20 protein-coding genes and 1 pseudogene are annotated in these 17,414 nt (G+C 62.0%); 11 read left to right on the forward strand and 10 right to left on the reverse strand.

The window, feature by feature from the left end:
• Positions 1–1,025: alpha/beta hydrolase (locus VFL62_RS22505; RefSeq protein WP_325174600.1), on the reverse strand; the 1,025-nt coding region annotated here is incomplete at its 3' end.
• A 114-nt stretch (positions 1,026–1,139) separates the two neighbouring features.
• On the opposite strand from VFL62_RS22505, the gene VFL62_RS22510 reads away from it, so the two are divergent.
• Entirely contained in the window at positions 1,140–1,829 is a 690-nt protein-coding gene (locus tag VFL62_RS22510; RefSeq protein WP_325174601.1) for a nitroreductase, read from the forward strand.
• Positions 1,830–1,835: 6 nt separating this feature from the next.
• Here VFL62_RS22510 and VFL62_RS22515 read toward each other — a convergent pair whose 3' ends face one another.
• From VFL62_RS22515 to VFL62_RS22525, 3 genes are read right to left on the reverse strand one after another with little or no spacing between them, the layout of a single operon-like run.
• On the reverse strand, positions 1,836–2,615 hold the full coding sequence (locus tag VFL62_RS22515) for an enoyl-CoA hydratase/isomerase family protein (protein ID WP_325174602.1): 780 nt from the start codon (positions 2,613–2,615) through the stop codon (positions 1,836–1,838).
• Between the two features lie 11 nt (positions 2,616–2,626).
• Positions 2,627–3,739, reverse strand: coding sequence for a cyclic nucleotide-gated ion channel (locus VFL62_RS22520; protein WP_325174603.1), 1,113 nt, complete (start codon positions 3,737–3,739; stop codon positions 2,627–2,629).
• Positions 3,740–3,750: 11 nt separating this feature from the next.
• A complete protein-coding gene (locus VFL62_RS22525; protein WP_325174604.1) occupies positions 3,751–5,148 on the reverse strand; it encodes a TAXI family TRAP transporter solute-binding subunit in 1,398 nt (465 codons plus the stop codon).
• Positions 5,149–5,850: 702 nt separating this feature from the next.
• Here VFL62_RS22525 and VFL62_RS22530 point away from each other — a divergent pair.
• Positions 5,851–6,204 carry a DUF3307 domain-containing protein gene (locus tag VFL62_RS22530; RefSeq protein ID WP_325174619.1) on the forward strand — a complete coding sequence of 118 codons (354 nt, stop codon included), beginning with the start codon at positions 5,851–5,853 and terminating at the stop codon, positions 6,202–6,204.
• Positions 6,205–6,366: 162 nt separating this feature from the next.
• Entirely contained in the window at positions 6,367–6,765 is a 399-nt protein-coding gene (locus tag VFL62_RS22535; protein ID WP_414644816.1) for a hypothetical protein, read from the forward strand.
• Between the two features lie 80 nt (positions 6,766–6,845).
• Here the strand turns inward: VFL62_RS22535 and VFL62_RS22540 are convergent, their stop codons facing one another.
• Positions 6,846–7,166, reverse strand: coding sequence for a YkgJ family cysteine cluster protein (locus VFL62_RS22540; RefSeq protein ID WP_325174606.1), 321 nt, complete (start codon positions 7,164–7,166; stop codon positions 6,846–6,848).
• 15 nt (positions 7,167–7,181) lie between these two features.
• Positions 7,182–7,880 (reverse strand): YafY family protein, encoded by a 699-nt coding sequence (locus VFL62_RS22545; RefSeq protein WP_325174607.1) that lies wholly within the window; start codon positions 7,878–7,880, stop codon positions 7,182–7,184.
• A 238-nt stretch (positions 7,881–8,118) separates the two neighbouring features.
• Here VFL62_RS22545 and VFL62_RS22550 point away from each other — a divergent pair, with 238 nt between their 5' ends.
• The gene (locus tag VFL62_RS22550; RefSeq protein WP_325174608.1) at positions 8,119–8,847 is read left to right on the forward strand and encodes a glutathione S-transferase family protein; all 729 of its coding nucleotides are present in this window, start codon (positions 8,119–8,121) and stop codon (positions 8,845–8,847) included.
• Here the strand turns inward: VFL62_RS22550 and VFL62_RS22555 are convergent.
• Positions 8,805–9,476: a pyridoxamine 5'-phosphate oxidase family protein gene (locus tag VFL62_RS22555; RefSeq protein WP_325174609.1), complete on the reverse strand. Its 672-nt coding sequence runs from the start codon at positions 9,474–9,476 to the stop codon at positions 8,805–8,807. The two genes, VFL62_RS22550 and VFL62_RS22555, sit on opposite strands and share 43 nt — an antisense overlap.
• Positions 9,477–9,584: 108 nt before the next feature.
• On the opposite strand from VFL62_RS22555, the gene VFL62_RS22560 reads away from it, so the two are divergent.
• A complete protein-coding gene (locus VFL62_RS22560) occupies positions 9,585–10,481 on the forward strand; it encodes a LysR family transcriptional regulator (protein WP_325174610.1) in 897 nt (298 codons plus the stop codon).
• A gap of 82 nt (positions 10,482–10,563) precedes the next feature.
• Here VFL62_RS22560 and VFL62_RS22565 read toward each other — a convergent pair whose 3' ends face one another.
• Complete coding sequence (locus VFL62_RS22565) at positions 10,564–10,977, reverse strand: PaaI family thioesterase (protein ID WP_325174611.1); 414 nt, start codon at positions 10,975–10,977, stop codon at positions 10,564–10,566.
• Positions 10,978–11,080: 103 nt separating this feature from the next.
• The gene (locus VFL62_RS22570; RefSeq protein ID WP_325174612.1) at positions 11,081–11,662 is read right to left on the reverse strand and encodes a glutathione S-transferase family protein; all 582 of its coding nucleotides are present in this window, start codon (positions 11,660–11,662) and stop codon (positions 11,081–11,083) included.
• A gap of 101 nt (positions 11,663–11,763) precedes the next feature.
• On the opposite strand from VFL62_RS22570, the gene VFL62_RS22575 reads away from it, so the two are divergent.
• Positions 11,764–12,150, forward strand: a complete 387-nt coding sequence (locus tag VFL62_RS22575) for a DUF6632 domain-containing protein (RefSeq protein WP_325174613.1) — start codon at positions 11,764–11,766, stop codon at positions 12,148–12,150.
• Here VFL62_RS22575 and pobA read toward each other — a convergent pair.
• Positions 12,147–13,316, reverse strand: coding sequence for a 4-hydroxybenzoate 3-monooxygenase (pobA, locus tag VFL62_RS22580; RefSeq protein WP_325174614.1), 1,170 nt, complete (start codon positions 13,314–13,316; stop codon positions 12,147–12,149). The genes VFL62_RS22575 and pobA overlap by 4 nt on opposite strands.
• A gap of 340 nt (positions 13,317–13,656) precedes the next feature.
• On the opposite strand from pobA, the gene VFL62_RS22585 reads away from it, so the two are divergent.
• The 5 genes and pseudogenes from VFL62_RS22585 to VFL62_RS22605 form a co-directional block, all read left to right on the forward strand.
• The gene (locus VFL62_RS22585) at positions 13,657–14,673 is read left to right on the forward strand and encodes a TRAP transporter substrate-binding protein (RefSeq protein ID WP_325174615.1); all 1,017 of its coding nucleotides are present in this window, start codon (positions 13,657–13,659) and stop codon (positions 14,671–14,673) included.
• A gap of 38 nt (positions 14,674–14,711) precedes the next feature.
• Positions 14,712–15,221: a TRAP transporter small permease gene (locus tag VFL62_RS22590; protein WP_325174616.1), complete on the forward strand. Its 510-nt coding sequence runs from the start codon at positions 14,712–14,714 to the stop codon at positions 15,219–15,221.
• A gap of 7 nt (positions 15,222–15,228) precedes the next feature.
• Positions 15,229–16,548 carry a TRAP transporter permease gene (locus VFL62_RS22595; protein WP_325174617.1) on the forward strand — a complete coding sequence of 440 codons (1,320 nt, stop codon included), beginning with the start codon at positions 15,229–15,231 and terminating at the stop codon, positions 16,546–16,548.
• A gap of 47 nt (positions 16,549–16,595) precedes the next feature.
• Complete coding sequence (locus VFL62_RS22600; protein ID WP_325174618.1) at positions 16,596–17,057, forward strand: DUF3237 domain-containing protein; 462 nt, start codon at positions 16,596–16,598, stop codon at positions 17,055–17,057.
• A gap of 112 nt (positions 17,058–17,169) precedes the next feature.
• Positions 17,170–17,414: pseudogene (locus VFL62_RS22605) on the forward strand (feruloyl-CoA synthase); the annotation flags it as partial.

The following is a 17,414-nucleotide window of genomic DNA, read 5'->3' on the forward strand; positions in this document are numbered from 1 at the left end:
GTCGTCTGCATCGCCTCGAACACGCCAGCCCGCTGATACGTGCCCCAGTCCTGCTTGCCCGAGATGAAACACGACGGCACATCGATGCCCTTGCCCGACCAGGTTTCCAGTTCGGCGGTGAAGGCGTCCGACGTGCCGCAGCGGTACCATTGCAGGCCGCCTTGAAAACCCGTGCGCTGAAATTCTTCGGCGTAGACCGCAAGCTCGTGGTCGGGAAGCCAGTTGTTCGCAGCGATCGCCTGCTGCGACGGCATTTCCTCGGCCACCGTCTCCGCCATGGTTTTCGCCAGGTCCATCACATAATAAGTCGGCAGCTTGGCGAGTTCGCCCGCCGACCAGGATTTGAGCGGATGAGGCTGGTTGTCTTTCCAGTCCGCGCTCTTGTGATGGTAATAGGCGCGCAGGAAATCATGCACGCCTTGCGGGGCGCGCCACATGTCCTCATTCGCTTCGCGCGTCGAGTAATACCAAAGGTAATGCTTGCGCGGGCGCGGCAGCGCCGCGAGTTCGCGGAGAACGGGATCGACCGACCTTGGCGGCGCCGGTGTCTGCGCGGTATTGAATGGCAGCCGCGGCGGGCCCGCGAACGGCGCGCTCATCAACACCACCGAGCGGAACACGTCGGGCCGGATGATTCCGCACCAGGCGGCGACCGCACTGCCGAAATCGTGTCCGACCACGGCCGCCACCGAGCGATGGCCGAAGGCCGCGACGACGCCGAGTGCATCGCGCACCAGGTTGGTCAGACGAAATGGACGCAGATCGCCGTCATAGCTCGCATCCCAGCCGGTGGTGCGGCCATAACCGCGCTGGTCCGGTGCGAGCACGTGATAGCCGGCCTGCGCCAGCGCCGGCATCACTTTGCGCCAGCTATAGGCAAGTTCGGGAAAGCCGTGCAGCAACAGCAGGCAAGGCCGGTCCTCGCCCTCAAAGCCGGCCTCCAGCACATGCATGGTGAGGCCGTTGATGCCTTCGACAAAGCGGGAGCGGATGCCTGAGGGCAACACAATGGGAGCAAGGGTCATCCTGATGTCGTCTCCGCCTCACCGATCGAGCCGTCCGTGCGGGGCCGGCTCGCGCTTGCTTCCGCCAGCCATCCACGTTTAGCGTGAGCGCGAGGCGGAAAAAAGGACGCTGTCATGGAACGAAACGACGGATCACGGATCGGTGTGTTGGAAGAGTTGCTGGGCGAGCGCTTTTCCTGCCGGGCCTTCAGGCCGGATCCGGTGCCGCGGCCGACCATCGAGCGAATATTGAAAGCCGCGCAGCGCACCGCCTCCTGGTGCAACAGTCAGCCGTGGCAGGTCGTGATCGCGAGCGGCGAGGCCAAGGAGAAGTTTCGCAAAGCGATCTATGCATCGGCGAGTTCGGGCGTCGATGATGGCGATTTTCCGTTCCCGCGGGAATATCGCGGCGTGTACTTGCAGCGGCGCAGGGAAAGCGGTTTCCAGCTTTACAACACGCTCGGCATTCCCAGGGGTGACAAGGCCGCTTATGCGAAACAGGCGTTGGAGAATTTCAATTTCTTCGGGGCGCCGCATGTCGCCATCGTCCATACCGACGAGGCACTCGGCGTCTATGGCGCGATCGATTGCGGCGCCTATGTCAGCAATTTCATGCTGGCGGCGCAGGCGCTCGGCCTCGGCACCATTCCGCAGGCGGCGCTGGCGCACCAGTCCGGCCTGATCCGGCGCCACTTTGGTATCGGCGATGACCGCCGCGTGGTGTGCGGAATATCCTTTGGCTTTGCCGACCGCGATCACCGCATCAACAGCTACCGGACCTCTAGGGCCGATGTGGGCGAGGTTGCGCAGTTCGTCGACGAATAAAATCTCTCAAAACTTCGGCGGGCGCTTCTCGGCAAACGCCCTGATGCCTTCCTTGATCTCCTCGCCGCGCATGCTGTCGCGGGCGCGGCGGTCGGCCGCCTCCTCATCGAGCCTGCCGCGGGCGATCTCGTGAATCGTCTGCTTCATGCCGCGCATCGCGATCGGAGCGTTGCCGGCCAGGATATCCACCAGGCGGTCGACCTCTTCGTCCAGCGCCTCGGCCGGCACCATCGAGGTGAGATAACCTATCCGCAGCATTTCGGTCGCGCCGATCTTCTCGGCGGTCAGGAACAATCGCTTGGCGTTATCGAGCCCGAGCCGCGTCACGTAACGCGCGATGCCGCTCTTGTAATAGTGCAGCCCGAGCCGGGCTGCCGGCATGAACATTTCGCAGGTGTCGACGCCGATGCGGAAGTCGCAGGCGAGCGCCAGATCAGTCGAGCCGCCATAGACCCCGCCGTTTAGCCGGCAAATGGTCGGGATGCCGATGTCTTCCAGCCGGTTCACCACAGCTTCAAACGCCGAGCCCGCGCTTTTCTGTTCGACGTCGCTGGTGGCGCGCTCGGCGACCGAATTCAGGTCATAGCCGGCGCTGAATGCGCGCCCGGTGCCGGTGAGCACGAGAACCCGAAGCGCGGAATCGGCCTCGACAGCCGCAAATAGCTGAAGCAACACATCGAGATCGTCGGCTTGCAGGCGATTGAGGTGTCGCGGCCGGTTCAGGCGGATCGTGGCGCGGGCGCCCCGGCGTTCAAGCACCGGCGGGGTGGCGTCGGTTTCCGACATTGTTGTCTCCGCTAGTTGTTCTCTTGCGCGCGCCGTTTCGCTTCGGCTTCGATGGTCTCGGCGAGATCGGGATGCCGGGCCATCAACAGCCGAAAGTCGACGAGGTCAAGCACCAGGAGCTGCGACACCCGTGTCGTGGTAATGTTGGCCGAACGCAAGGTGCTGCCGAGCAGCGCCATCTCGCCGAAAAACGCGCCGACGCCAAGTGCCACTTTCTTTCCCGGCAACTCGACCTCGACCTCGCCGCTCGCGATGAAATACATGCAATCGCCCGACTGCCCCTTGCGAATGATAGTGGTGCGTGCTGGAAGATCGATCGTCCGCAGCATCTGAGTGACGTCGGCAATCGCAGAGGAACCGAGCGAGGCGAAGAACGGCACCTTGCTCACATGCTCCCACGTCCTCAGGAAATTGTCGCGCCGCGTTTCCGCGGCAAAACCGGTGGCGAGAATACCGGTCCAGAGGCCGAACACGCCAAGCCCGCAGATCATGACGCCGGCTGCAATCAGACGGCCGAGCGGCGTAATCGGCACGACATCGCCATATCCGGTCGTGGTCAAGGTCGCGACCGCCCACCACAGCGCCGCCGGCACGCTGCCGAAGGCGGCCGGTTGCGCCTCGTGTTCCAGGAAAAACTCCGCAACCGAGGCCAGAAAAAGCACCATCAGAAAGATCACGAGCACGCTGAGCAGCGGACCGGATTCCTGCACGATGACCCGGCGCAATTGCCGCAAGCCACGGATACCGGGCACGACCTTGAGCACCCAGAACATGCCAAGGAGCCAGGCTGTTCTCGGATTGCCTCCGCCTGCCAGCGCAATCGGGACCGCGAGCGCGGACGCCGCATCCACAATTCCCCGGAACGAAAGGATATAGGACGAACTGCCGCCACTGCGGGCGGCATGGCGCAGCCGGATCACCCATTCGAAGACGAAAAACAACAGACACGCCCACAGCACGGCGTCGACCAGATAGTGAATGGACTGGTAAGTCGGCTCGACTGTGAACAACACCATCGCGACGACGCCGCAGGCGACGGCGAGGTAGGCCGCCTTGGTCATGTTGCGGCCGCTCGTTGCGGTCACAAACTGTTCGAGGGCGGAGAAGGCGGACGGTTTGAACATCAGGCGCGTTCTTATGCGCTTTGCGCGGTCTTGACCACCACCACGTTGTCGTCGTGGCCGTGCTGCCGCTTCAGGCTTTCGCGCCGCAGGCCGATCTCGTCGCGCACGAACTCATAGCCCAGTTTGAACGTGTCGAGCCCGTCGCTTGAGATGGTGCCGTCGCGCAGCCCGATCACCACGCCTCGCAGCACGCTTTCGAGTTCGTCCTGAAGGCCGGCAAGCCCTTCCATGGTCTGAGCGCCCGCGACCCGTTCGCCGATATCGAGGATCGCGGTTGCGAGTTCACTGGCCTTTTCCGGCGCCACCCGCGTAACCTTGGTGTAGAGCGCGACAAACAGCGAGCCAATCACGCTGAGCGTGGCGACGCCGAGGTAAAACAGATCGCTGTAGCGCTCGAGAAACGACTTGGCGGTATCGTTGATGTATTCGGTGACGCCCTGATGCGCGACCACAAGGGCGGTCTTCTCGACATCTGCCGGCTCGATCTTGGAGGCAAAGCCGTCGTCGAGCGCGAGTTCGGCCTTGTTCTCATAGATCGTGCGCGCAAGTTCGCCGGCGGTGTTGGCCGGCATCGTGGCCTGTCCGACCAGGAGCCATTGCAGCCCAACGGTGTCGAGGTCGTCGTCGGGAATTTGCGGCGTTGAGGACAACAGACCCGTGGCCAGCGTTTCTTCCAGGATTCCCGGATGCCGCCGGCTCAGCGCCTTCGCCTCGTCGATCGCGTTCACGGTGAATGGCGCGCGCTTGGCGATCTGCTCGAAGCTCTTGTCCTTGACGATGGCAGACGCATGATCGACCGCGATGACGGCGCCATAGCCGCCTGCGGCGAACAGCTTGTCGAGCGTTGCGTTCGGCGGCGCCAGTTGCAAACGCGAGGCGGCATCTGTTCCTTCGCCAAGGTCGAGAACATTGCGCACGAAAGCGAGATTGCTGGCGCTCATCAGCAGCGCGACCTTCTTTTTTTTCAGCTCCGCCAGCGATTTGATTTTCTTGTCGCCGGGGCTGATCAGGATCAGCACGTCATGCTCGAGCACCGCGATCGCGCGTGCGCGAGGCGGAATTTTTGCATCCGTCCGCAACACCGCAAGGTCGGCGAGTTTCCGGTCAAACTGGCCGAGCGCTTTGGTATTGTCGCTGCTTCGGACGATCTTGATCTGGAGCCGCGAGGAGGTTGCCTTGAGCATCGCCGCCAGCCGGGCGGCAAACCTTGCCTCTGGCGCCGTCGGTTCGCCCACGGCGAAGGTGAGTGTTTCTGAATTTCTCAGCCAGACACGTCCGCCCCACACGGTTGCGACCGTCAGGATCAGCGTTAACGCAGCAAACAGGATCACCTGCCTGCGATTGCTGTTGAGAAGCGGCGGGCGCGAGCGGCGCGCGTCGGACGGTGATGTCGGGACTTCAGCACTCATGGGCGATATCCGCAACTTGAAGCTGCCGTCGAAAGCGCAAGCGGCGCCGAAATCCTCTGAACGACGGCCTAAATGCCTAGAAAAGAACGATAATTTTATGACCCGCATGATATCCGCATGTCCGCGGAATGCAAACGTGCGGCTTGTTTCAACGCTCCCATTCCCCCGCGCCGGCAGCTTTGCGAATGTTCGTAAACATGGGGCCACTTTCAAATGCATGTTTTTTCGATACCGAAGAGCGCGTCGTTTTGCGGAAGCCGCGCCTTCGAATCTCGGAATCACGGAGCACTATCTAACTTATTGATCTAGCGTTGCTTTGGTGCGGAAGCCCGTGGGCAGATGCCAGCAATGATGCCGATGTCCGAATGCTTGCGCGAGGGCAGTTTCAGATTTGATATGCGCACCGCGGCATCGTTGCCACGCGGGACTCGCGAATATCAGATCCAGCCTATGCGCTGCCGCAGTAACCTTACCTGGCGCTGCGCGCATCGGTCACAGCTTGTGTTTTTCGAAACCGATGATGGTGCATTCCGCATCCGGAGATGGCATAAAAAGCGAACCCCGAACCATTTGTCAGGGCTTAACAAGAAGAAGTCGCGCCGAAGCCGCCATATCGTTCTCCAATCATTTTTGTCTGAGGGCTTCAGCTTGTCGTTTCCTCCCATGTCCGCATCGGTACCAGTCGGCGCGCTGATCGGATGGATGATGCTTCTGACCGTCAAGCATGTCATCGCCGATTTCGTACTGCAAACCTCCTGGATGGCGATCGGCAAGGATCAGAAGAAGGGTTGGGCGCTTCCGCTGCTTGCCCATTGCAGCGTCCACTTTGCGGTCGCGCTGGCCTTCCTCCTGATCGTGGCGCCGCGGTTCTGGTTCGTGGCCGTGATCGATTTTCTCATTCACATTACTGTCGATCGCTGCAAGGGGCTGGTGTCGTCGCGCCTGGGCGTCAATCAGGAAAACCATCACCCATGGTTCTGGACGCTAATCGGCGTCGACCAGGCACTGCATCACCTCACCGGCTTCGGCCTGTCGATCTTCATGGCGGCCAATTAGAATCTCTGCCTCGGCGCTTGGCCCGCCCACCGCTCTCGGTGAACCGCCCCGAATCAGTCCAGTCCGCAATGCGCGAGCCGGACCAAGTCCCCCGTGTCACTACTGGCAAGCGTGGTTAACCTTTCGTTAGAGAGTCGCATTGCATCCTCAGGGTCGGGGGATATGCAAATGTTCGAGAACGACTTTTGCCCGATCCGAGACGATTTGCTCGGTGAAATGTATCGCGCCAGCGAACACGGTCTGCCGCAACTGGTGGCGAGCGTCTCGCCCGATGTCCGGGCGATGCTGGCGCTGTTCTGCTACCGCAAGAGCCACCTCCACTCGCTGGCGCTCGCGATCGCGGGAAGCTGCAGCGAACTGGAACTGGTTCAAGCCGGCGGCCGCGTCGGTTCGACGCTTTACGCCTTGTCCCGTGAACCCGCCGCGCGAACGCCGCCGGTATCCGTCAACGGCCGCAAGCCGATTACGCTCTCTACCAAGCCACTGTCGGCGGTGACGCCGATCGAGGACGAGCCCGACGACGCGGACTTTGCCGACTTCGCCAAGGCTGTTACGGCCTAGAGGCCGTTACTGCCTAGGGGCGTTACGGGTGAACTCTCCGGCGTTGTCGCGGCCAAGACGCGGTCGCGCGAGCTACGCAGTCATTCCAGCTCCGGCAGTCCCCATTTGCGGCGTGCCATCGCGCATTCGGCATCGCCGGGCATGCAGGTGCGACACACTTCCGGCCGCACCGCATAGATGACGCAAGACGTCTCGACGCCGATCCGTCCCGAGAGTGCCGAACAACGATCGCTCTCGCAGCGCATGCCGGATTGCTTGTCGTTGACGAACTTTGCCGGGATCAGATCCAGCGCCGCATCGTCTTCGGTCGAAAACCGCGGCCAGTTGCTCGAATAGGCGCAGCAGGCGCCGCAGGTCTGGCATGGGCTTTCCGATAATGATGATGGAGCATCTGCGGCCATGATCAGATATCGCTCTCAGATGTCACTTGGTGCTTCCCAGACCAGGCTGCGCCGCCATTTTGCACGGAGCAGGTCGCGTCGCTCCGGATACTTTTCATCGAGATAGACGGCGTCGATGACGCGGTCGGTGCGGAAGCTGCGGAAATCCCGGCGCAACTCGCACCATGCGGCCAATAGCCGGACCGCTTCCAGATAGCCGATCGCGATCGGCCAGATGGTGCGCTCGCTGTCGCGCCCATGTTCGTCACGGTAGCGAAGCGCGATCTTTTTGCCTTCGTGAATGTGCGTTCGCGTCCGCACCATGTCGATGCGGTCGGGCTCCTTGCGCCAGACCGGACGGGCTCGACTCGCCGGTTCAAGCACGAATGGCCGCAAGCGTTCCGGCACGGTCTCAGCGATCTTTGCGATCAGGTCGGCGGCGGCGCGCGACAGCGCTTCATCGGCGTGGCCGGCAACCCACTGCGCTCCCAATACCGCGGCCTCGATCTCGTCGGGCGTCAGCATCAGCGGCGGCAGGTCAAAGCCCTTTTCCAGGATGTAGCCCATGCCGGCCTCGCCGCGGATCGGTACACGCTGCTCCATCAAGGTCGCAATGTCGCGATAGATCGTGCGCTTGGACGTTTCGAGTTCGGCCGCGATGGCATCCGCGGTCAGCGGCTTGCGGGTGCGCCTCAGCACCTGAATGATCTGAAACAGACGATCGGCACGTCGCATGCGGGTCTCGTATCTTTTCCGCTCGTATCTTTTTCCGCGGGCTCTCTCGGATGCTGACACCATGTTGGCAGCAGGTGGCAAGTATAACGGCGGCAACACTCAAATCGAGAGGGGTTTGTCCCATGATCATACTCTACGGCCTCGACTTATGGACGATATGGTCGCCACTGCTGACACCACGGTGGCAGCAGGGTGTCGCTAGCATGAAGCGCTTTTTCAGAAGAATGGGAGCGCCTCAGTGATCACGCTTTATGGCTTTGGCCCGGGTTTTGGCTTGCCGGAAATGAGCCCGTTCGTGACCAAGACCGAGGTCCAGCTCAAGATGGCTGGACTTGCCTACGCCAAGGAAAAGGCGAGGCCGAATGCATCTCCCAAGGGGCAATTGCCCTATATCGTGGATGGGGCCGAAGCGATCGCCGATTCGACCTTCATCCGCGCGCATATCGAGGGCAAATACGGCTTCGACTTCGATGCGCCGCTGAACTTGCAAGCCCGCGCGCAGGCCTGGGCGTTCGAGCGCATGATCGAACACCATATGTACTGGGCGCTGGTCGGCGCGCGCTGGACCGATCCGGACAATTTTGCCAAGGGTCCGTCGCACTTTTTCGACGGCGCGCCGGCGCATATGCGGGAAAAGCTGCGCGAAGATGCCCAGTTTCGCGTCGCCGAAAATTATCTGATCAGCGGCCTTGGCCGTCATGCGCCGGATGAGGACGTCGATCTTGCCGTCCGCTCGCTGCTGGCGCTCTCGGTTCAGCTTGGCGACAAGACCTATCTGATGGGCGAGACGCCCTGTGGCGCAGACGCCACCGCCTTCGCGGTAATGGCCGGGATTCTCACCCCGTTCTTCGTCTCGCCGTTACGAGACCGGGCGCAGCAGTTCGACAATCTGATCGCTTACGTTGACCGCATGATGGCAAAATATTATCCCGACTTTGCCTGGTCGAGGCTCTGCGAGGCCGCCTGAGGCTCTGTAGCGGCTGCAGCGACGGGCTTGCCCTTCAGCGCAGCTAGCTCAGCCTCGAGCTCCGCAATCCGCGCATCGCGCGCACCAAGCGCGGCCGCCACATCGGCGGCATCGAACTTCTGCGGAATGTGCTGCGGGCAGTTGGTGTCCCAGGCGGCGATCCGAAACAGGATCGCCTGCTCGGGGCGTGCCCGGTAGCCTTTCGGCATCAGCGCTTGCAAGAGTGCCGGATCGTCCTCGATGACCTTGGCCTCGCCCCACAGCTTCACCCTGCGGCGCCGCGCGTAGTCCATGATGAATATATATGCCTTCGGATTCTCGGACAGATTTCCCTGCGTGATGTACTGCCGGTTGCCGCTGTAATCGGCAAAGCCGAGCGTGTTCCTGTCGACGATCTTGATGAAGCCCTGCGGCCCGCCGCGATGCTGGATGTAAGGCTGGCCGGCGGCGGAAGCGGTGGCGAAATAGATGCTGCTTGCCTCTGCCAGACGCGAGGCGAGGTCTTCGTCAATTTCGGTCCGCCATTCTGCGCGTTCGGCATAGGCGTGGCGCGATCCCTTGCGCGCCTGGATCGCCTTGACCGCAGGCGTAAAGGCGACGTCACTGGAATAGGCGAGGGTTTCTGACATCGAAGACCTCCGGGCCACTTACGTCCATGCTGCCAAGATGGCTCTGGCGGCGCGCTAAAACAATCGTCCCGGTTGACAGCAGATCATTGCGCTATATGAAATAATGCCATGGACCGGCTGGATGCCATGCAAGCCTTTGTCGCGGTGGCGGACCTCAAGGGATTCGCCGCAGCCGCGCGCAAGCTTCGCTTGTCACCTTCCGGTGTGACGCGGCTGATCGCGGCGCTTGAGGATCGCCTCGGTGCGCGCCTGTTGCAGCGGACCACGCGGCAGGTCGCGCTGACGGACGCCGGTGCGCGCTATCTTGAGCGTATCAGGCGTATTCTCGCCGACGTCGAGGAGGCCGAGATCGCGGCCGAGGGCGAGCGCGCGCGCCCGACCGGACGCCTCGTAATATCGGCGCCGGTCGGCTTCGGCCGTCTTCATGTCAGTTCGGTGCTCACGGCCTATCTGAAACGCCATCGCGAGGTGTCCGCGGAGTTGCGGCTGGAAGACCGCATGATCAATCTGGTGGAGGAGGGCGTCGATCTGGCGGTCCGGATCGGCCATCTTGCCGATTCGTCGCTGGTCGCGCGCCATGTTGGCGATATGCGGCGGATCACGGTCGCTTCGCCCGGCTATCTGAAATCGCGCGGCGAGCCGAAGAAGCCGCAGGATATTGCCACCCATGACACCATCCGGTTCGGAGCGACGGCGGGTTCGACCGAATGGCGATTTGTCGAGGACGGAAACGAGATTCGGGTGGATTACGCGCCGCGCCTGTCGACCAATACGGCCGATGTAGCGATCCAGTATGCTGAAGCGGGCGGCGGCCTGGCCCGCGTGCTAGCCTATCAGGCGGCCGAGGCGATCAAGCGCGGCCGTCTCAAGATCGTGCTGGCCAAGTTCGAGCGGCCGCCGCTGCCGATCCACATCGTCTATCCGACCTCGCGGCTGTTGTCGGCCAAGGTGCGCACTTTCATCGATCTTGTGGTCGACACCAGCGACTGGCGTTTCGGGCGATGATCACCGTCGTTCCGAACCGCTCGCAGGACGAATCCGGAAACGCGAGACCAGATGCCTTGCATCGCGCCGGAATGACAGACCGTCACGTCGCCTTTATGACGCGAAACGTGCCGTTGGCGCGCGCGATGACCGCGCCGTCGGCGCTGATGCGGCATTGCGCGAAGCACAGCGTGCCGCCGGTCTTGATTACTTCGCTCTCGACCGCCAGCCACTGACCGATCGCCGCCGTGCCGATGAAGTCGACCGCGAGGCTGACGGTGACGAGCCGCGGGCCGTCGAGCTTGACGCCGCAGCTCAGGCCCATCGCATTGTCGGCGAGCGCGGCGATCAAGCCGCCATGGATCAGGCCGCGCGAATTGGTATGCGGGGTGGCGAGCCGCAGGCCGATCACCACCGCATCCGCCGTCCGGCGGGAATAGATCGGCTCCCAGGGATCGGTCAGCGGGCTCTTGCGAAAATGCGATTCAAAGCCGTCAGGAACATCTATTGCGGTCATGGGCAGCTCGCATGCTGATGGACTGCCACTAAACCGGACGAGGGACCGCAAATCACCGCCTACAAAGTTTGAAACGGCATTTGCACGCGTGTTTGAAAGCGCCTCATGGCGGCAAATCATAGCCGACCGCCGCTTCCGCCTCGATCGTTCGTTGGATAGCCGGCCGAGCCATCATCCGCGCATAAAGCGCGTCCAGATGAGGGTACGTGCCGGGTGCGGGCTGGAGCGAATGAAACAGCCGCCAGTACACGCGAAACAGATGAATATCGGCGATCGAGTAGCGCTCGCCCAGCACCCATTCCGGCCCGAGCAGGCGGTCGGCGAGGCCGAAGACCTCGCGCGCATATTCCGCGCCGCGCTGGCGTGCCGGGTGCAGCGTCGATGCGATGAAAGACATCCAGGACACGACGCGTGCTTCGGCCTCGATGTCGCCATGCGGCAAAAGTCCGGCCTCGGGAAAACGACGCGCCAGATAGAACAGGATGCCGGCGACTTCAACCAGCGGGCGTCCGTCGACCAGGAGCGTCGGCACCTTGCCGGCCGGATTGATTTTCAGAAACTCCTGCGTGTGCGTCTCGTTGCGCGTCAACGACAGTGACTTGGTTTCGAACGTCGCGCCGGCCTCGTGCAGTGCGATATGGACCGCCATCGAGCTTGAGCCGGGCGCGAAATAGAGTCTGAGCATGATGGTTTCCGGACTGACCCGTGGGGCAGTGTCTGCTATGCTTGAAGGGCGGTAAATCGGAAAGACAGGGGAGTGTTAACGCATTTAATGGGGAGAGAAATATGTCGGATGAGACTCGGATGTTCTATCTTCGCATCGCCTTGATTGCGTTCGGTTTGATTTTTATCCTTGCCATTTATCCGTTGACGATTTTGTGGCCCTCGGGTTGGGCCTGGGGGCACGGGCATTCCCACTACGCGATGATGATCGTCGGCGTCTACGCGACGCTCGGCATATTTCTGCTGCTCGCCTCGCGCGATCCGCTTGGTAGCAGCAGCCTGATCTGGTTCACCGTTTGGTCGAGCGTCGTTCATGCGGCCATCATGGCCGTTCAGGCGACGCAGGATCCCGCGGAGGGCGGCCATCTCATCGGCGACGTTCCGGCGCTGCTGCTGGTTGCGATCGTGTTGGCGGTGCTGATGCCGCGGTCGAAGATGGTTTCGACTTAAAACGGCAGGCCGACGTAGTTTTCTGCGAGCGACGCGGCCGCCGCCTTTGAGTTGGCGACATAGTCGAGTTCGGCGAGCTGGATTCGCGCGCCGAACTCGCCGTTGTCCGGGAATTTGTGCAGCATCGATGTCATCCACCAGGAGAAGCGCACCGCCTTCCAGACCCGCGATAGCGCGCGTGCCGAATAAGCGTCGATGCCGGCCGAGGACTTTTCGTCATAGTACTCGCGAAATGCCTGCGCCAGGTAATGCGCGTCGGAGGCCGCGAGGTTGAGCCCCTTGGCGCCGGTCGGCGGCACGATGTGCGCCGCATCGCCAGCCAGAAACAGCCGGCCGAATCGCATCGGCTCGGCGACAAAGCTGCGCAGCGGCGCGATGCTTTTTTCGATCGAGGGACCGGTGACGAGTTCATCGGCGGCCTTCTGGTCGAGCCGTCGCTTCAGTTCGTCCCAGAAGCGCTCGTCGGACCACGCTTCGACACGATCGTCGAGCGAACATTGCACGTAATGGCGGCTGCGCTTGGTCGAGCGCATGGTGCAGAGCGCAAATCCGCGGGCGTGATTGGAATAGATCAGTTCATGGCTGACCGGCGGGGTGTCGGAGAGAATACCGAGCCAGCCGAACGGATAGACCCGCTCAAAGGTCTCGATCGCTTCCGGCTCGACGCTGGCGCGGCTGACGCCGTGAAAGCCGTCGCATCCGGCGATGAAGTCGCATTCGAGTTCATGCGAGGCGCCGTCCTTGACATAGGAGATGCGGGGGTGATCGGTATCGAAATCGATCGGCTTGACGTGTTCGGCCTCGTAGATGCTGGTGAGGCCGGCCGTGCGGCGCGCATTCATCAGGTCCAGTGTCACCTCGGTCTGGCCGTAGATCGTCACCGTCTTGCCGGTGGGGCCGTGCAAATCGATGCGGTGGCGCTCGCCGCCGAAGGCGAGTTCGATCCCTTTATGCACCAGGCCTTCGTGATGCAGCCGCGCGCCCGCTCCGACCTCGTCGAGCAGAGCGACGGTGCCTTCCTCCAGCAGGCCGGCGCGGATACGGCCGAGCACATATTCGCCGGTGTGACGCTCGAGGATCACATTGTCGACGCCGTAACGGTGCAACAACTGTCCGAGCAGAAGGCCCGCAGGCCCGGCGCCGATAATGGCAACTTTTGTCCGCAATGGCCGCTCTCCCCCGGCTATCCAACTCTGCGATCTACCATCGTCATATGCAAGTGGCGCAACTAATTATAACCTATAACTGTCGGTGCCTAGTGTCCCGATTCCGAAGTTCGGAGCATCCCGCGGAGCCACCTTTGCGAACTTCGGAATCGACAGGACACCAGCGCGCCTACTGATCCAGTGTGGCTTAGGTTCAAAAGTCCGCATGACGAACGTCGCGACACAATGATGCGGACTTTTAAACCGCCACACTTGGGAGCTTGAAGCGAAATCCACCGCTATATAACATGTTAAATAACAAGACCGGCTGAACAAGGCCGCCGCCATCCGGGAGGAGACGATGAAGAAAGCACTGCTTGCCGTGCTGTTGGCCGCTTGGGCCGCGCCTGCCTTGGCGCAGGAGAAGACCATTGAGCTGAAGATCTCGCATTGGGTGCCAGCCTCGCATCCCTTGCAAAAAGCGCTGGAGGATTGGGGAGCCTCGGTCGAGAAGGCGTCCGGCGGTTCGATCAAGTCGCGCGTCTTTCCGGCGCAGCAACTCGGCAAGGCATTCGACCATTATGACATGGCGCGCGACGGCATCGCCGACCTGACCTACGTCAATCCCGGCTATCAGCCCGGCCGTTTCCCGATCATCGGCGCCGGCGAATTGCCGTTTCTGATGTCGGACGCCAAGGGCGGCTCGATGGGGCTGGACGCCTGGTACCGCAAATATGCCGAGAAGGAGATGAAGGACGTCAAGTTCTGCCTCGCCTTCATTCACTCGCCGTCATCGTTTCATTCGCGCACCAAGAAGATCGTCGTGCCCGACGACATCAAGGGCATGAAGATCCGCCCCGCAGATGCCACGATCGCCAATTTCGTCACCCAACTCGGCGGCACCAACGTGCAATCGTCCGCGCCGGAAGTGCGCGACATCATCGAGCGCGGCGTCGCCGACGCGGTCACCTTTCCCTGGGGATCGCTGGTGCTGTTCGGGATCGACAAGGTGACAAAATTCCAGATGGATGCGCCGCTTTACGTCACCACTTTCGTTCTTGTCCTCAACAAGGACAAATATAGCGAGATGTCCGACCGTCAGAAGAAGGCGATCGACGACAACTGCAACACCGAGGCGGCGGGCCGCGTCGGCGAGCCCTGGGGCAAGTTCGAGGATGCCGGGATCGACAAGGTGAAGGCCGAAGCGGGCCAGGATGTCTACCCGCTGACGGCCGAGCAGACTGCGCTGTGGAAGAAGGCGGCCGAGCCTCTGGTCAAGACCTGGGCCGACGGCGTGCGCAAGACTGGCGTCGATCCGGACGCCGCGCTTTCGGAGCTGAAAGCCTCGCTCGCCAAGTACAACGCCCTGACGCCGTAACTGCACGTCCATCACGCAGCATCGGAAGGAAGCGATACGTGACTCGCCACTCCATGGATCGCTTCATCGACACGATCGAATGGATCGCGGCCGGCTTCGTCGGCCTCGTAGCGCTGGATATCTTCGTGTCGGTGTTGCTGCGCAACCTCTTCAACTATGCGATCCCGGATTCTTTCGATATCGGGCGCATGCTGCTCGGTATCCTGATTTTCTGGGGGATCGCCGCCACCAGCTATCGCGGCACGCACATCACGGTCGATCTGGTCTGGGGCAATGTCAGTCCGCGATACCAGCGCTGGATCGACGTATTCGCAACGGTGGTGCTTCTGTTGGTGGTGACGGTGCAGACCTGGACGCTGTTCGACAAGGTGCGCGGCACTTATCGGGACAACGTCACGACGTTCGACCTGCACATGCCCACCTGGCCGTTTTTCGCGGTGGCCTGGATCGGCGACGTTTCCGCGGTGCTGTTGATCGCTATCCGCACCTATCGCCTGGTCTTCCATCCGGAAGACATGCACGATCCCAAGTTCAAGGCCACGGAGTAAGCGCGGCATGAGCACCAACGCCGTCGCCCTCACCGGATTTGCCGCGCTGTTTCTCCTGATGCTGCTCCGCGTGCCGGTCGGCATGGCCATGGGTCTCGTCGGGGTCTGCGGCTTTGGCTACCTCACGGGATTTACGCCGGCGCTCAAGCTGGTCGGCCAGACTTCGATGCGCACGGTGACCGACTACACTTTCGGCGTGATCCCGATGTTCCTGTTGATGGGAACCTTCGTCAGTCACTCCGGGATGAGCCGCGATTTGTTTCGCGCCGCCAACGGCTTTGTCGGGCATCTGCGCGGCGGATTGGGAATCGCAACGGTCGCGGCCTGCGGCGGTTTTGCTGCGATCTGCGGCTCTTCGGTTGCGACCGCCGCAACGTTCTCGGCGGTGGCCTATCCGGAAATGCGCCGCTTCGGCTATCCGCAAAGCTTTGCCACCGGCGTGATCGCGGCCGGCGGCACGCTGGGCGCCATGCTGCCGCCGTCGACGGTGCTGGCGGTCTACGGCATTATCACCGAGCAGGACATCGGCAAATTGTTCATGGCCGGCATCATCCCCGGCCTGCTGGCGATGACCATGTACATGGTCACGATCGCTTTGATCGGCTATCTGCGGCCGGGATTTCTGCCCACGGGCACACAAACCTCGTGGCGCGACAGCTTTGCCGCGCTGAAGGACATCTGGGCGCCGGTGCTGCTCTTCATCTTCGTGATCGGCGGCCTCTATGGTTTGCCGTACCTGCCGCGCTTTACGCCGACCGAGGCCGGCGGCGTCGGCGCGAGCGGTGCGTTTCTGATCGGCCTGCTTACCGGCCGGCTCGACAAGGAAAAGATCCTGGCCTCGCTGTTGCAGGCGACGCGCACCGCGGCTGCGGTGTTTACGGTGCTGATCGGCGCGCTGATTTTCGGCTACTTCCTCACGGTGACGCAGACGCCGCAGAAGGTGACGGAATTTCTCACCGGGCTCGGGCTCGGCAGTTACGGCGTGCTCGCCGTGATCATGGTGATGTACCTCGTGCTCGGCTGCCTGATGGACGCGATGGCGATGATCATCCTCACCGTGCCGATCATCTTCCCCGTAGTCTCGCAACTCGGCTTCGACCCGATCTGGTTCGGGGTCATCATCGTGATGACGGTGGAACTCGGCCTGATCCATCCGCCGGTCGGCATGAACGTCTTCGTCATCAAAAGCGTGGTCAAGGACGTCTCTTTCACCACCATCTTCAAGGGCGTGCTGCCCTTTGTCGCCACCGACATTATTCGCCTGATCATCCTGATCGCGTTCCCGATCCTGGCGACCTGGCTGCCGCAGCAGATGATGGCGCGCTGATGTGATCGCGTCTCGAAGGATTGCCGCAGAACTAAACAGGGTGTCCGATGCAACCTCAACTGACGACCCGATACGTCTTCACCATCACGGCAGAAGTCGCGGCCATCACCTCGGCCGGCGACATCGGCCTCGGCGAACGCCGCATCATTCCGATCATTGGCGGCGAAGTGAAGGGTGCGGCGGTCAACGGAAAGGTCCGTGCGGTCGGCGCGGATTTCCAGATCGTCCGTCCGGATTCCTCGATCGAGCTTGAAGCAAGATACGCGGTCGAGACCGACGACGGTGCGATCATCTATGTGGATAATCGCGGTATTCGCCGCGGACCGGTCGAACTCGTCCGGAAGCTCAATCGAGGTGAGGCGGTGGACCCCGCGCTGATCTATTTCCGCACGGTTCCGCGGTTTGAGACCGGCGCCGCAAAGTATCGCTGGCTGATGCAAAGCCTGTTCGTGGCCTCCGCCGCCCGCCATCACGACCGCGTCGTGATCGAGGTGCACCAGGTGCTGTGAGCTCCTTTTGCCCCTCTTCCTTCTGGGGAGGGCGCTCGTCTCCACGCGCGGGATGATTGACTCCATCCAAATTAGTTATAGGATATAACTATTAGGGAGGCGGGCACTGGGTATGAGCTTAAAAGCCGACCTGTCCTTGCAAGCGAGCGCTGCGCTGCCGTCATCCGGCGGCGCCCCCGCCCCGTTGCGTCCGATTTCCTTCAAGGATCCGGCGATCACGGTCGACCGACGCGGCGATGGCACCATTTATCTGAGGCCGAGCGACCTTCACATCGGATATCCGGTCCGGTTGACCGATTCCCTGTATCGCTGGGCCAATACCGCGCCCGATCGCGTCTTCATGGCCGAGCGGGAGGC

Source organism: Bradyrhizobium sp. (assembly GCF_035701725.1).
GTDB lineage: Bacteria > Pseudomonadota > Alphaproteobacteria > Rhizobiales > Xanthobacteraceae > Bradyrhizobium.